The organism is Streptomyces sp. NBC_00390, from assembly GCF_036057275.1.
Lineage (GTDB): Bacteria > Actinomycetota > Actinomycetes > Streptomycetales > Streptomycetaceae > Streptomyces.
Genome location: NZ_CP107945.1, coordinates 1,854,422 through 1,868,131, shown reverse-complemented (window position 1 = coordinate 1,868,131; position 13,710 = coordinate 1,854,422). Strand labels below are relative to the sequence as shown.

The 13,710-nt window shown below is 71.7% G+C and carries 10 protein-coding genes and 1 pseudogene; 2 read left to right on the top strand and 9 right to left on the bottom strand.

Annotation, left to right across the window (positions count from 1 at the left end):
• Positions 1-55: 55 nt before the first annotated feature.
• Both OHS70_RS07825 and OHS70_RS07820 read right to left on the bottom strand, forming a co-directional pair.
• Positions 56-1,435 carry an FAD-dependent oxidoreductase gene (locus OHS70_RS07825; RefSeq protein WP_328395059.1) on the bottom strand — a complete coding sequence of 460 codons (1,380 nt, stop codon included), beginning with the start codon at positions 1,433-1,435 and terminating at the stop codon, positions 56-58.
• A gap of 28 nt (positions 1,436-1,463) precedes the next feature.
• Positions 1,464-2,390 carry a DUF4349 domain-containing protein gene (locus OHS70_RS07820; protein WP_328395057.1) on the bottom strand — a complete coding sequence of 309 codons (927 nt, stop codon included), beginning with the start codon at positions 2,388-2,390 and terminating at the stop codon, positions 1,464-1,466.
• 131 nt (positions 2,391-2,521) lie between these two features.
• Here OHS70_RS07820 and hemG point away from each other — a divergent pair, with 131 nt between their 5' ends.
• Positions 2,522-3,973, top strand: coding sequence for a protoporphyrinogen oxidase (gene hemG, locus OHS70_RS07815; protein ID WP_328395055.1), 1,452 nt, complete (start codon positions 2,522-2,524; stop codon positions 3,971-3,973).
• Between the two features lie 4 nt (positions 3,974-3,977).
• Entirely contained in the window at positions 3,978-4,691 is a 714-nt protein-coding gene (gene hemQ, locus OHS70_RS07810; protein ID WP_328395053.1) for a hydrogen peroxide-dependent heme synthase, read from the top strand.
• A 302-nt stretch (positions 4,692-4,993) separates the two neighbouring features.
• Here hemQ and OHS70_RS07805 read toward each other — a convergent pair whose 3' ends face one another.
• The 7 genes and pseudogenes from OHS70_RS07805 to OHS70_RS07775 all read right to left on the bottom strand — a co-directional run bounded on the left by OHS70_RS07805 (position 4,994) and on the right by OHS70_RS07775 (position 13,572).
• Positions 4,994-6,613: an alpha/beta hydrolase gene (locus tag OHS70_RS07805; protein WP_328395052.1), complete on the bottom strand. Its 1,620-nt coding sequence runs from the start codon at positions 6,611-6,613 to the stop codon at positions 4,994-4,996.
• 103 nt (positions 6,614-6,716) lie between these two features.
• A complete protein-coding gene (locus tag OHS70_RS07800) occupies positions 6,717-7,505 on the bottom strand; it encodes a TIGR04222 domain-containing membrane protein (protein WP_328405480.1) in 789 nt (262 codons plus the stop codon).
• 93 nt (positions 7,506-7,598) lie between these two features.
• Entirely contained in the window at positions 7,599-8,561 is a 963-nt protein-coding gene (locus tag OHS70_RS07795; RefSeq protein WP_328395050.1) for a TIGR04222 domain-containing membrane protein, read from the bottom strand.
• Between the two features lie 5 nt (positions 8,562-8,566).
• On the bottom strand, positions 8,567-10,336 hold the full coding sequence (locus tag OHS70_RS07790; protein WP_328395048.1) for a DUF692 domain-containing protein: 1,770 nt from the start codon (positions 10,334-10,336) through the stop codon (positions 8,567-8,569).
• Between the two features lie 140 nt (positions 10,337-10,476).
• Complete coding sequence (locus OHS70_RS07785) at positions 10,477-11,253, bottom strand: DUF4142 domain-containing protein (protein ID WP_328395046.1); 777 nt, start codon at positions 11,251-11,253, stop codon at positions 10,477-10,479.
• Positions 11,254-12,261: 1,008 nt separating this feature from the next.
• A pseudogene (locus OHS70_RS07780) lies at positions 12,262-12,940 on the bottom strand (4'-phosphopantetheinyl transferase family protein).
• Between the two features lie 479 nt (positions 12,941-13,419).
• Positions 13,420-13,572 carry a ferredoxin gene (locus OHS70_RS07775; RefSeq protein WP_328395044.1) on the bottom strand — a complete coding sequence of 51 codons (153 nt, stop codon included), beginning with the start codon at positions 13,570-13,572 and terminating at the stop codon, positions 13,420-13,422.
• Between the last annotated feature and the right edge of the window lie 138 nt (positions 13,573-13,710).

Sequence of the window (13,710 nt, the reverse complement as noted above, 5' to 3'; positions counted from 1 at the left end):
TCCCACGGCCGCCAGGCCGTAGGGGGAGGGTAGGGGAACAGGCCAGCCGCAGGCGCTACGTACCCGCCTTCCGGACCGCCGTCGTCGCCTTTCGTGCGGCGACCAGGACCGGGTCCCACACCGGGGAGAACGGCGGCGCGTAGCCGAGGTCCAGCGCCGTCATCTGCTCCACCGTCATGCCTGCCGTCAGTGCCACCGCCGCGATGTCCACCCGCTTTCCCGAGCCCTCGCGGCCCACGATCTGGACGCCCAGCAGACGGCCCGTGCGGCGTTCCGCGAGCATCTTGACCGTCATCAGGGCCGCGCCGGGGTAGTAGCCCGCGGTGCTCGTCGACTCGATCGTCGCCGTCACGTACTGGAGACCCACCTCGCGGGCGTCCTTCTCACGCAGGCCAGTGCGGGCGATCTCCAGTTCGCACACCTTGCTGACCGCCGTGCCCACCACACCAGGGAACGTCGCATAGCCGCCGCCCGCGTTCGAGCCGATGATCTGGCCGTGCTTGTTGGCGTGCGTGCCCAGGGGGACATGGCGTTCGCGGCCGGAGACCAGGTCGAGCACCTCCACACAGTCGCCGCCCGCCCAGACGTTCTCGTGGCCCCGCACGCGCATCGCGAGATCGGTGAGCAGGCCGTCGTACGCGCCCAGGGGGAGGCCCGCGGCACGGGCGAGCGTGGTCTCCGGCTCCACGCCGATGCCGAGGATCACCACGTCCGCCGGATACTCGGCCTCCTCCGTGACCACGGCGCAGGCACGGCCGGAGGCGTCCGTGCGGACGGCGGTGACGGCGGAGCCGGTCACGGTCCTGATGCCGAGGCCGTCCATCGCCTTGTGGACCAGACGGCCCATGTCGGGGTCGAGGGTCGCCATCGGCTGCTCGCCGCGGTTGACCACCGTCACCTCGTAGCCGCGGTTCAGCAGCGCCTCGGCCATCTCCACGCCGATGTAGCCCGCTCCCACCACGACCGCGCGCCGGCCCTCCGTACCGGCCAGCGTGTCCAGCAGTGCCTGGCCGTCGTCGAGGGTCTGCACACCGTGCACACCCGGCGCGTCGATCCCCGGCAGCCGGGGCCGCACCGGCCGCGCGCCGGTCGCGATCACCAGCTTGTCGTAACCCGTCCAGCCCTCCGTGCCCGTCTCCATGTCGCGCGAGCGCACCCTGCCGCCCGCGACGTCGATCTCCGTCACCTCCGTGCGCATCCGCAGATCGATGTCACGCGCGCGGTGCTCGGCCGGGGTGCGGGCGACGAGGTCGTCGCGCTCGGGCACCTGACCGCCCACCCAGTACGGAATCCCGCACGCCGAGTACGAGCTGAAGTGCCCGCGCTCGAAGGCGACGATCTCCAGCTCTTCCGCTCCCTTGAGCCTGCGTGCCTGCGATGCGGCGGACATGCCCGCCGCATCGCCCCCGATGACCACCAGTCGCTCCGTTGTCATGGGGAACACGCTACGGGGGAGCGGGTGTTCAGTCCTCGTCCGAACCACGTGCGGGCGCGGGCCCGGGGACCGGGCGCTTCGGGAGCCGGGGGCGCACCAGCCACCGCCACAGCGCGTACAGCACCGCCGCGACCGCGGCGAACGGAGCCACCGCACCTATCACCACGGTGGCCCACCGCAGCGTCGCCACCAGCGCGCCCCAGCCGCCCGAGAGCGCGTCGAGGAAGCCGGGTTCGTCCTCGTCCTTCTTGGCGTCCTTCTTCTCGGTCTCGGAGAGCGACAGGGTGATCGTCGCCAGCGTCGTACGGTCCTTCAGCGAGGCCTGCTGCGCCAGCAGCGACTCCAGGGCCGTCTGACGGCTGCTCAGCTCGCCCTCCAGCGTCACCACGTCCGACAGCTTGGTGGCCCGCTGCATCAGCGCCCGCACCCGCGCCACACTCGCCCGCTGTGTCGCGACCCGGCTGTCCACGTCCACGACCTGGTCCGTGACGTCCTTGGCGTCGGCCGTGCGGGACAGCAGCTTGCCCGCCCCGGCCAGCTCGGCCAGCACCGAGTCGTAGTGCTCCTGCGGCACGCGCAGCACGACGCGTGAGGACACATGGGTCTCGTCGATCCGCTCCGTGGTCTCGTTCTCGACCCGGCCGCCGACCCCATCGGCCGTCCTGCGCGCCGCGGCGAGCGCCTTCGCGGCGTCCTTCACCTCCACGGCGAGCTCGGCGGTCCGGATGATGTGGGCCGGCGCGGCCGACGGCTGCTTCGGCGAACCCTCCCGGCCCGCGCCGCCTTCCGCGGGCTTCTCCGCGGCCTGATCGCCCGCGAAACCGGGGGCGGCAGCCCCCGCCTTCTCCTTGGCCTGTGACTGTGCCGCGTCCCCGCCGGAATCGGCCCCGCCGCACCCGGCGAGGGTGAGTGAGGTGAGCAGTAGCAGTGCCGCGAACGCACGCGGTGCGCGCATGGTCGGCCCCCCTGGGCTATGGGTGATGAGTGTTGTTCCTTCGACGTTCGCGATCACGTCGCAGGTTGTCCGGTTCCGGTTCCGAACAGGTCACGTTCGGGACTCGGAACGGCGTTTGAGAGAGTTGGCCCATGCAGCGTTCTCCTCACCGCATGGACACAGCAGCGCCTCATGTCGTCGTGGTCGGCGGCGGCATCGCCGGTCTCGCCGCCGCGCACCGGCTGCTCGCCGCCGGCGCACGGGTGACCCTTCTCGAGGCCACCGGCCACCTCGGCGGCAAGCTGCAGGCAGGCGAGATCGAGGGCGCCCCGGTGGACCTGGGTGCCGAGTCGATGCTCGCGCGCCGTCCCGAGGGGGTCGAGCTGGCCCGTGCCGTCGGCCTCGGCGCCCGCCTGCAGCCGCCCGCCGTCGCAGCCGCCACGGTCTGGACGCGCGACGCACTGCACCCGATGCCCAAGGGCCATGTGATGGGTGTCCCCGGCACCCCCGAGGCACTCGCGGGACTGTTGTCGCCCGAGGGCATCGCCCGTATCGCGAAGGAACGCGACCTCGCCCCGGCCGAGCTCGGCGACGATGTGGCGATCGGCGCGTATGTCGCCGATCGCCTCGGCCGTGAGGTCGTCGACAGGCTCGTGGAGCCGCTGCTCGGGGGCGTGTACGCGGGCGACGCGTACCGCATCTCGATGCGCGCCGCCGTCCCCCAGCTGTTCGAGGCGGCCAGGACCCACGCCTCACTGCTCGACGGCGTACGCGACATCCAGGCCCGCGCGGCGGCCGGGGCGCAGGCCGACGGCCCCGTCTTCATGGGCATCGACGGCGGTATGGGCCGGCTGCCGGGCGCCGTCGCCGACGCCGTACGCGCTCAGGGCGGCGAGATCCGCACAGAGACACCCGTACTCGGCCTGACCCGTGGTGCCGACGGCCACGGCTGGCAGATCCGCACCGACCGCTCGCCGCTCACCGCCGACGCCGTCGTCCTCGCCACCCCCGCCTGGTCCGCGTCCGCGCTGCTCGCTGCCGAGTCCCCGGTGGCGGCCTTCGAGCTCGGCCAGGTCGAGTACGCCTCCATGGCGCTGGTCACCATGGCCTTCCGCCGCGCGGACCTGGCCGCGACGCCGCCCGGCAGCGGCTTCCTGGTCCCGCCCGTCGACGGCCGCGGCATCAAGGCCTCGACCTTCTCCAGCAACAAGTGGGGCTGGGTCGGCGAAGGCGCGGGCGATCTGTTCCTGCTGCGCACATCCCTCGGCCGCTACGGCGAAGAACGAATGCTCGAGCGCGAGGACGACGAGCTCGTGGACGTGTCGCTGAGCGATCTCGGCAAGGCGATCGGCCTGACCGCCCGGCCCGTGGCCACCGAGGTCACCCGCTGGACCGGCGGCCTGCCGCAGTACCCTGTCGGGCATCTGACCCGGGTCGCCCGCATCCGCGACGAGGTCGCCCGACTGCCCGGCCTGCGGGTGTGCGGCGCGGTGTACGACGGAGTCGGCATCCCCGCCTGCATCGCCAGTGGGCAGCGCGCGGCGGACGAGATTCTCGCCACGCCCACCCTGGCGCAGGGCACTGATCGCGGCGCGGGAGAATAGCTGTATGAGTGCGCCCGAAAAGATCCCGAACGCAGGCAAGAAGGCCAAGGACCTCAACGAGGTCATCCGGTACACGCTGTGGTCCGTCTTCAAGCTGCGCGATGTGCTCCCCGAGGACCGCTCCGGCTACGCGGACGAGGTCCAGGAGCTGTTCGACCAGCTCGCCGCCAAGGACGTCACCGTGCGCGGCACGTACGACGTGTCCGGGCTGCGTGCCGACGCCGACGTGATGATCTGGTGGCACGCCGAGACCGCGGACGAGCTCCAGGACGCGTACAACCGCTTCCGGCGCACCCGTCTGGGCCGCGCGCTCGAGCCGGTCTGGTCGAACATGGCGCTGCACCGCCCCGCGGAGTTCAACAAGTCGCACGTCCCGGCCTTCCTGGCCGACGAGACGCCGCGCAACTACGTCAGCGTCTACCCCTTCGTGCGCTCCTACGACTGGTACCTGCTGCCGGACGAGGACCGCCGCCGGATGCTCGCCGACCACGGCAAGATGGCCCGCGGCTACCCGGACGTGCGCGCCAACACGGTCGCCTCGTTCTCGCTCGGCGACTACGAGTGGCTGCTCGCCTTCGAGGCCGACGAGCTCTACCGGATCGTCGACCTGATGCGTCATCTGCGCGCCTCCGAGGCCCGGATGCACGTCCGCGAAGAGGTCCCGTTCTACACGGGCCGCCGCAAGAGCGTGGCGGACCTCGTGGCCGGCCTGGCCTGAGCCTCGACAGGACCTTGTGGCCGGGACCTCGGTCCCGGCCACAGCTCGGCCGGTCCCGTGGACCCCACGGGACCGTGGGGTCGGGTTGGATCAGCCCCGTGGAACCCACGGGACCGTGCGGTCGGGTTGGATCAGCCCCGTGGAACCCACCACTGGCAAGGGCCACCAACGGCCCCTGCCCTGGTCAGCGACGGGCTGGGCCGCGCAAGGCCCCTGCCTTGGTCAGCGACGGGCTGGGCCGCGCAAGGCCCCTGCCCTGGTGAGCCACCGGCTGGGCGAGGGCCGGCCCATGACCCGGAAGATCAGACGGCGTGCGGCAGCTTCTTCGGCTGTGCGGTCCGCCGGTCCAGCGACACCGGGTCCGGCTCCGGGTGCGGCGCGCATGCAGCGCGCCGCACCGGCGTCCTGCCCGTCAACAGATAGTCCTCCAGGTACGCGTTGACGCACTTGTTGCTGCCGCCGCCGATGCCGTGCGTACCCGCGTCCTCCTCCGTGATCAGTGCGGAGCCGGCGAGCCGCCGGTGAAGCTCCAGCGCGCCCGCGTAGGGCGTCGCCGCGTCCCGCTCCGCCGCAAGGATCAGTGTCGGCGGGAGCACGCCGTACCCGGTGCGCACGTCCAGCGGCTGCTGCCGCGGCATCACAGGCCAGAAGGCGCACGGCAGGTTCATCCAGGCGTTGTCCCACGTCTCGAACGGGGCGCGCCGCGCCAGCAGGCTGTTGTCGCGGTCCCAGGTCTTCCAGTCCGTCGGCCACGGGGCGTCGTTGCACTCGACGGCCGTGTACACGGCGGTGCCGTTCTCCTCGGACCGCGCGGACTCGGGCTTCGGCGCGGCCTGGCCGATCAGAGGTTTCGCGTTGCCCCGCAGATACTCCGAGAGCGCGCCCGCCCGCTTCGGCCAGGCGTCGTCGGAGTACGCGGTCGCGAGGAAGGCGGCGTGCAGCTGCCCGGGCCCGACCTTGCCGCCCGCCGGTTTGCGCGCGAGTTGGGCACGCACCTTCTCGTAGTGGTGCGCCACCGCTTCGGGCGTGGCGCCCAGCTTGTAGGTCTTGTCGTGCTTGGCGACCCAGGCGCGGAAGTCGGCCCAGCGGCCCTCGAAGGCGAGTGACTGGTCGAGGTTGCTGCGGTACCAGATCCGCTGCGGATCGGGGTTCACCGCGGAGTCGAAGACCATACGGCGCACATGGGTCGGGAACAGCGTCGCGTACAGCGTACCGAAGTAGGTGCCGTAGGAGGCGCCCATGAACGTCAGCCGTCTCTCGCCGAGCGCCGCTCGCAGCACTTCGAGGTCACGGGCGTTGTTGAGCGACGTGTAGTGGCGCAGCGCCGCACCTGCCCGTCGCGCACAGCCCCGCGCGTATGCCTTGGCCTGGGCGACGCGCTCCTTCTTGTACGAGGCGGAGGGGTGCGTCGGGGCCAGGGTCGGCGCCTTGACGAAGTCCGACGGGTCCTGGCACGACAGCGGGGCGGAACGGTCCACACCGCGCGGTGCGTAGCCCACGAAGTCGTACGCCCGCGCGATGCGCTTCCACTCCGACAGCTCGGCGGCCATCGGGAAGAACATGCTCGAGGCGCCCGGGCCGCCGGGGTTGTAGACAAGGGCGCCCTGCCGCTCCGTACCCTTGCCGCTCGCCTTGACCCGGCTGACGGTGAGCTTGATCTGACGGCCCGACGGGTTGGCATAGTCGAGCGGGACCTTCACGGTGCCGCACTCGACCGGCGCCGCAAGCTCCTCCACCTCGGGGCAGTTGCCGAAGGTGATCCCGGCCGCCGCCGCGCGCCCGGCGGCCAGTGCGGTGCCGTAGGACTCGAGGCCGTACGACTCGGGGCCGAGGGTGGCGCCGCCGGCCGGTGCGACGGTGAGAGCGCTGAGGACCAGACAGCCGAGGCCCGTTACGACGCCGTATTTCGCAACTGCTCGCATCGCGTTCCCTTCGTACGCACGACGGCGGCCCGCAGGCCACAGGACAGAGGGATCCTTCGCAGGGCAGTTGCGGGTTGTAAAGCACCGAAGTGGGGTGTCGGAGTCAAAGACCCCGATGCGCTGACGCCGATCCGCCGTCCGCCAGCGCCGCACGCAACTCCGGGTCCTCCAGGGCGCCCACGCCGAGGACCGCGACCGAGGCGAGCAGCGCGTGCTCGCCGCCCGCACCCGTTCGGTACTGAGTCACGAGCGAGCCGAGCAGGCGCCGGCCGTCCGGCGAGGCCCAGCGGGTGTAGGGGTGCACCTCGAACCGCGCGATCGCCAGGCACCCGACGATCAGCAGCAGGGGGAGCGTGAACCAGGCGAGCACCCGGCCTGTGTCGGCGCCGTCCAGGGGAGCCATCAGTACGGCCGCGGTCGCCAGCGCCGCGGTCGCCAGGCCGGCCGCCCGGACGCCGCGCACCGCGGACACCATCTGCCTTCTGGCGGAGTCGGGGACGGCGAGGCCGTCCCCGACGAGCCGGTCGGCCAGCACCCGTACCGCGTCGGCAGTGGACGCGGTGCTGCGCACCGCCGCTATCGGGGCCTGGCCCGCCGGGCCTATCGCGCCGATGACCGAGCGCTCCAGATCGTCCTCGCCCACCGGGTCGACGACCGTCGCCCAGCCGGTGTGCGCGAGCAGCAGCCTGCGTCTGCGGTGCATCGAGATCAGCGTGAGGTCGGTGACACGGTGCGGGCCGCCGGCCAGGAAGGCGGCCTCGTACAGGCTCAACTCCCGGTCGCTGCCCGTGCCCTCGGGCAGAGGCGCGGCTTCGGATGCGGCGACGCACAGACGTATGCAGTTGAGGCCCGTCACGGCCCAGGCAACCAGCAGGAACAGGACCCAGAACATGGCCGAGTTGTACGCGAGGAGGACGCGACCACGCCATGTGTTGTTCCCCACGCGAACGCAGAGTTATCGCTTCGTGACGGGCCTGCGGGGTGGTCAGGAGCTGCTGCTGCTGCAGCTGGAGGAGCTCGAGGAACCGCAGCTGGACGAGGAACTGCCACAGCTGGAACCGCTGCTGCCCGACCCGCAGCCGGAACCGCCGCTGCCCGACCCGCAGCCGGAGCTTCCGCAGCCGGAGGCCGAGCTCGAACCGGCGCACCACACAGGGGCGATGTACGGGGAGTCCGGGGTGGAGTGGTGGTACGACGCCTGGTTACGGCCGCGTTGGGGCATCGCCGCCGCATTCAGCTGACCCCTCAGATCCCGGTCGGGCAGACCGCGTACCCCGTGGAGTGCGACCAGTGCGGCCGGACCGTGGACCTGCCCGTGACCCGAGCGGTAGGCGTGCAGGGCGCTGCGCCCGGCCGGAGTGACGCGGCGTCCCGCCCGGTTGGCCATCAGGAAGCCGACCACGCAACCCGCCAGCAGCACCGGGAAGAGCAGAGTGGCGACCGGCGGGCCGTCGGACGCGAAGAGCTCGGCGAAGGTCAGCACGAAGGAGAACGGCACCGCGAGCATGCATATGACCCCTTGGGCCATGCCCCACGCCGCCGCGCCGGTGTTCCGGCCGGGCGGCAGCATCAGCCCCCGCGCCGCGAGGCCGTCACCGATTTCCTGCACGGCGGGGCTGCGCATGACCTCGCGCCGCAGCGTGTGCAGCGCGCCGTGCGGAGCGGCGGCGAGCACGTCGAAGACAGCGCGCTCCACGGGGTCGTGGGCGACGGGCCGCAGCACGCCGGCGATTCCGGGGCCGCCGATGACGATCCTTCCGTCCGTGTGCAGCGCGGCAAGGGCGGCATCCACGACCCTGCCGGGGCCGCCCGCGATGAAGGCGGCCTCGTACGCGTCGTGGATGCGGGCGCCGCCCGCGCCGCCCTGCTGGGCAGCGGACACCTTGACGATCAGCAGAGTGGAGGAGAGACCGATGGCGAGACAGACGAGGACGACCAGGACGGTCATGTCACTCACCTCCTGACGAGTGCGGCTCGGGCGGCGCGGACCAGGCGGGTGGCCCTGCGCGGCGGACGGACGGTGGCACGCTCCCGCCACCAGTGGGTCAGTGAGCGGCGGGCCTCGGCGTCTTCGGGGTGCCCGGAGACGAGCAGATGCTCGGCGAAGTCGAGCGCGTCGCGCCGGTAGCCGGCCTGCATGGGCCGCGCCTTGGCGTAGGCGAGGAACGCGGGCCGGTACCCGGTGCCCAGGATCTCCGGCAGCTCGGGTGCCACCTTGGCGACGACATCGGCACGCTTGGCGGCCAGGGCCCGGCTCTGCACGCGCAGCCGCCGGAGGTCGAACCCCTCGGGCGCGGGCGTCCCGGCGACAAGGGCGGACAGCAGGGCGGCCTGCGCGAGTGCGACCCGCTCCCGGGGAGCGTCGGCGCGCGCCGGCACCTCGTCGGGCCGGGTGGGCGCGGCAGGTGCCGATGCCTGCGGCGCGGCAACCGGCACCGCCGGGGTGGCAGCCGCGTCGGCGGCCCCGGCCCCTGCCACGAAGGGGTGTTGAGCGGTGGCCGGCTCGGTGGCGGCGCGGGATGCAGCCTCCGGCTGCCCGGCGGACCCCATTGCGGCCGCGGGTACCTCCGCCCCGGCCGGCCGGCGCGCGGCCCGACGAGCTGATGATGCCTCCCGCGTGGCGAAGGTCCTGGTGGCCGGCGCCGCGGTCGTCGCCCGCCCTGCGGGCATCCCGGCCGAAGCCTCCGCGCCCGCGGGCCGGGTGGCGACGGCGTCGTCCCGCTCTGTCGCCGTGTGCGCGACCGCCGCCGCGGAGGCGATCACGGCCTCCGGCGCGGCGGCCACGGCGGCGTCCCCGGCCGCCCGGGCAGAGGGGGCGGCAGCGTGCCGCACCGTCGTGAGCGGTCCGTGCGACGCATGGACCAGGTCGCGCGAGCGGTGCGCGCCCGCCGGCGGGGCAGCCGTCACCGACGACACCACCGTGCGGATGGTCGTCAGTTCCGCCTCGAGCTCCGCCTCGGACGGGAAGTCGTCGTCCCGCTCCAGCAGGACGCCCGGCGGGGCGACCCGGCTGCGCAGCTCCGCCAGGATGTCGAGGACCGGCTTGGTGACCGGGTGGGCGTGGGTGTCGTGCCACACGCCCTCGCGCTCGATGCCCCCCGCGACATGGACATAGGCGATCGCCTCGACCGGGAGCTCGTCGAGTGCCCGCGACGGGTCCTCGCCGCGGTTGACGTGGTTGGTGTGCAGATTGGCCACATCGATCAGCAGCCGTACGCCGGTCCGTTCGACCAGTTCGGCGAGGAACTGCCCCTCGGTGAGCTGCTCGTCCGGCCAGCAGATCAGCGCCGCGATGTTCTCCAGAGCCAGTGGCACCGGCAGCGAGTCCTGGGCGATGCGCACGTTCTCGCACAGCACCTTCAGGGCGTCCCAGGTGCGCGGCACGGGCAGCAGATGGCCCGCCTCCAGCACCGGCGAGGCCGTCAGCGCGCCGCCGGCCCGTACGAACGCGATGTGTTCGGTGACCAGCGGCGCGTCCAGCGCCTCCGCCCGCCCGGCCAGCTCGGCGAGCCGCTGCTCGGACGGCCGGTCCGCGCCGCCGAGACCCAGGGAGACGCCGTGCGGCACGATCCGGGTGCCGCGCGAGCGCAACCGGGTCAGCGAGGCGGGCAGGTGGCCGGCGCAGACGTTCTCCGCGACGACCTCGACCCAGTCGAGGCCCGGCAGCCGTTCCACCGCGTCCGCGATCTCCGGCCGCCAGCCGATTCCGATGCCGAGTTCCATGGGGTCCCCCTCCTCCGTACCCGACGTATGACGTGCGGTGCAGAGGTCATGGCCCCGCCGAACGGCGGTGAATCCAGAGGAGGGGACGTTCAGAGCTTCATTTGAGGTTCCAGGGGCCGGTCCGCCGCGCGGACCGGGTCTCAGCCGGCGGGTTCCGGAGCCTCCGGACGGTTCGTGTTGACGGTGCCCGGAGCCACGGGAGAGGGGCTGGACGTGAGCTGCTGGTTCCCCGAGGGCTCCGCGGGCTTCGGGGCCGGCGGCAGGCTGCCGTTCGGCGGCGGCGGACCCGTGGGGCTGGCCGTCGCACCGGTGGCCGCCTCGTTGGCTATGGCGTCGAAGTCCACCATCCCGGTGTTCTCCAGCATGGTGATGTGGTCCAGCACCGTCACGTTCGCGTCGCTCGCCAGCTGCCGTATCAGGGTGTTCCGGGTGGTGTGCCGGACCTGGGCGATCGCCGAGAAGACCTTGCCGTGCGCGTTGCGCAGCAGGTTGGCGAACTTGTACTCGTACTCCCGGCCGCTCGCCGCCGACAGCTCCCGCAGCCAGCCCTGCTGCTGCTCGGTGGGCTGGTTCGGCAGCTCCACACCGAGCTTCGCCGCCACGTCGCGCGCCCGCTTGTCGAGGTCGGCGTGACCGACGATCAGGTGGTCACCCGCGTCCCTGATCGCCTTGGTGGGCGCGCGCTCCATGGCCTGCTGTCCGGCGGGCAGCTCCCAGAGCCCGGCGAGCCGCACCTTCACCAGGAGGTCACGGTCCGTGGCCGACAGCGGCCCCCACTGGGTTGCCACACTTGACGCGTTGAGATTGTCCTGCCCGGTGCCGGAACGGTCGGCATAGGACCACACGGGGAAGGCGAGTGCCCCGACCGTGGCGACCAGGGCCGCGATGATGAGTGCTGTTCCGTTGATGCGCCGCAACAATGTTCCTCCCAGTGCCGATGTGATACCCGGCAGACCGACCGCCGACTGAAATCGCCGCTCAAACTACTTGGCGGTACGGAGAAGTACGTAACGCAGGGCCCTGTTGTTCAGGTGCGCAGCGACGGATGGTCGGCGACCACCGTGCAGGAGCCCGGAGCGATCTCGGTCGGGGCCAGACCTTGCATTGTGCTTCTCACCTGCTTTGACCCCCGGTCCGTCTGCTCCTGACTGCTGTGGACCCCACGGGTGGTGACGCCGTTGCCTCGGAGGGGTACGGACTCTGAACCCGAGATCCGCGAGCTCCTTGAGGCGCTGCCTCTCTTGTGTCACAGGCGAGCGGTCGCCCGCGCCACGGTCAAAAGAGCGTCCTGGTCTGGTGGAGCAGCGGGGGCACGCCCGTGGTGGGCACGGCAGAGACCCGACACGGTTGCGACTTTTCGAGCAGGCGGGCCATGTCGACCCGGGAGGGCTGGGCGATCCCGAAGGCCACGCTTCCCCGGGCACGGTCAGAGTGTTGTTCGTGGCTTTCCGTGGTGCGTGTCTGGCCGGGTGAGCATCGTCCTGACGGTCCCAGAGCATCCAGACTCTCGTCAGGGTCCGGGCGGCAAGACCACGCAGGCGCTGCGCGTGCTCCCGCACAACGTTACTGCGGCGGTTCAACCGCATCGGTTGGTAGCCCGTGATGTCGAAATCGAGCATTGCGTCATCTTGTCAGAGCCGCCTCAAGTCAGCTCGACGCAGGCCCACCGAGAGTCGACCAACCACTTCTCAAACACCCCTCCCGGGACAGAACATCCTTTAAGATCGAGCTCGAGTCGGCCCAGGAGCAGGATGCTGCCACCGCCGAAACGGTGCACTGAATCCATGAGGCAAGATCACTCCTCTGGGGTTGGTGCCAGCCGAACAAGCAGCGAGCCGTATCGCGGCTGTCCGCCCGAGGCACTAGGAAACCGTGCAGCTGCGCCACATCCATGCACCGCACTCGGCCGTACCCGAACTAAGAGGTCAGGCGTGCGGGACAGCGACGGCCGTGGCCACCAGCCCGTGCTGGATGGTCCAGCGGCCCTCGAAGCGGTCGAGGCGGCGGTCGCCCACGCGCGGGCCCGGTACAAGGAGCTTGGCGCGGAAGGTGCCGTTTGACGGGCCGCCGGGGTCCACGAAGATCTCGATTTCAGCTTCGTCGAAGTCGAGCCACTTGACTGTGAGGGGGGGACCATACCTTGTAGACGGATTCCTTGGCGCTGAACAGGAGCCGGTCCCAGTGGATCCCGGGCGCGTCTGCGGCGAGCCGGCGCAGCCGGTTGCGTTCTGCGGACAGGGACACCAGGGGCAGCACCCCGTCGGGCAGCGGCCCGTCGGGCTCGGCGTCGATACCGAGGGAGGCCATGTCAACGGTATGGGCCAGTGCGGCAGCGCAGTAGCCCTCGCAGTGGGTCATGCTGCCGACCAACCCGGCCTGCCAGCTCGGGGCACCATGCTCGCCAGGCAGTACCGGCTGCGGCGGCAGACCGAGCGCCGTCATGGCGCGGCGCGCGCAGGAACGTACGGCTGCGAACTCTCGGCGCCGCGTGTCGACCGACCGCGCCACGAGTGCCGCTTCCTCGGGGTACACCTGCGCGTCCGTGGTGCTGTGGTCGTAGGCCTCCACGACGACCACGGCCTCCGGAAGCAACTCTTCGATCACTGGGCACCGTCCTTTCCCGACATGGATGTGGCGCAGCTGCACGGTTTCCTACTTGCGCGCACCGATCACGCCTCTTGGTTCGGGAACGGCCGAGTGCGGGTGTGTGGCCAGGTAGGGGACACGCGGCTGCCACGGGGCACCGGCGTCCGGGTAGAGCGGCCCAAGCCCGGCCGCTTGGGCAGCGCGCATGGTCACCCGATGGGTGTGCACGTGTTCTGGGTGACCGGGCAGCCCGCGGTAGGCGTCATGGGTGGGCGCGTGTACCGCAGTCGGCCCCGGGCTGCTGCCTCGCAGGAGCCGGCCTCACCCTCCACCCCCGCATGACCCGACAACACGAGTTCAAGGTTCAGTAATGGAGCGAGCATGTCGCGCTGTGGGGCCGCGGACCCCGGTCGGCAAGCCGTGGCGTTCGGTGTTCGCTTCGGTGTTGCGCTCGGCTGCGGCGGCGATGTCGAGAGGATCCTTCGAGGGCACCACGGTCATACGATTCTGATGGCCGCTGTCGGGCACCGCTCGGCGGCCTCCTTCACCGCCGCCCGCTGCTCGGCGCGGGGGGTGGCGTCGGACCGCGCGGTCTGCAGGCCGGTGACCAGGTGGCCGACGTGCCCATCGGGGTACCGCAGCGGGGTCATTGGGCACTCCTTGCGCGCTTGTGTGAAGGGGACGGGCGGGTCGAAAGGACAATCTGAGGGGCGTGCCGTAGAGAAGGGCTGCGCTGAGTGATTCTCGGCTGCTTGCAAATGCACCATGAAAGACGGGGCCTCTTCATC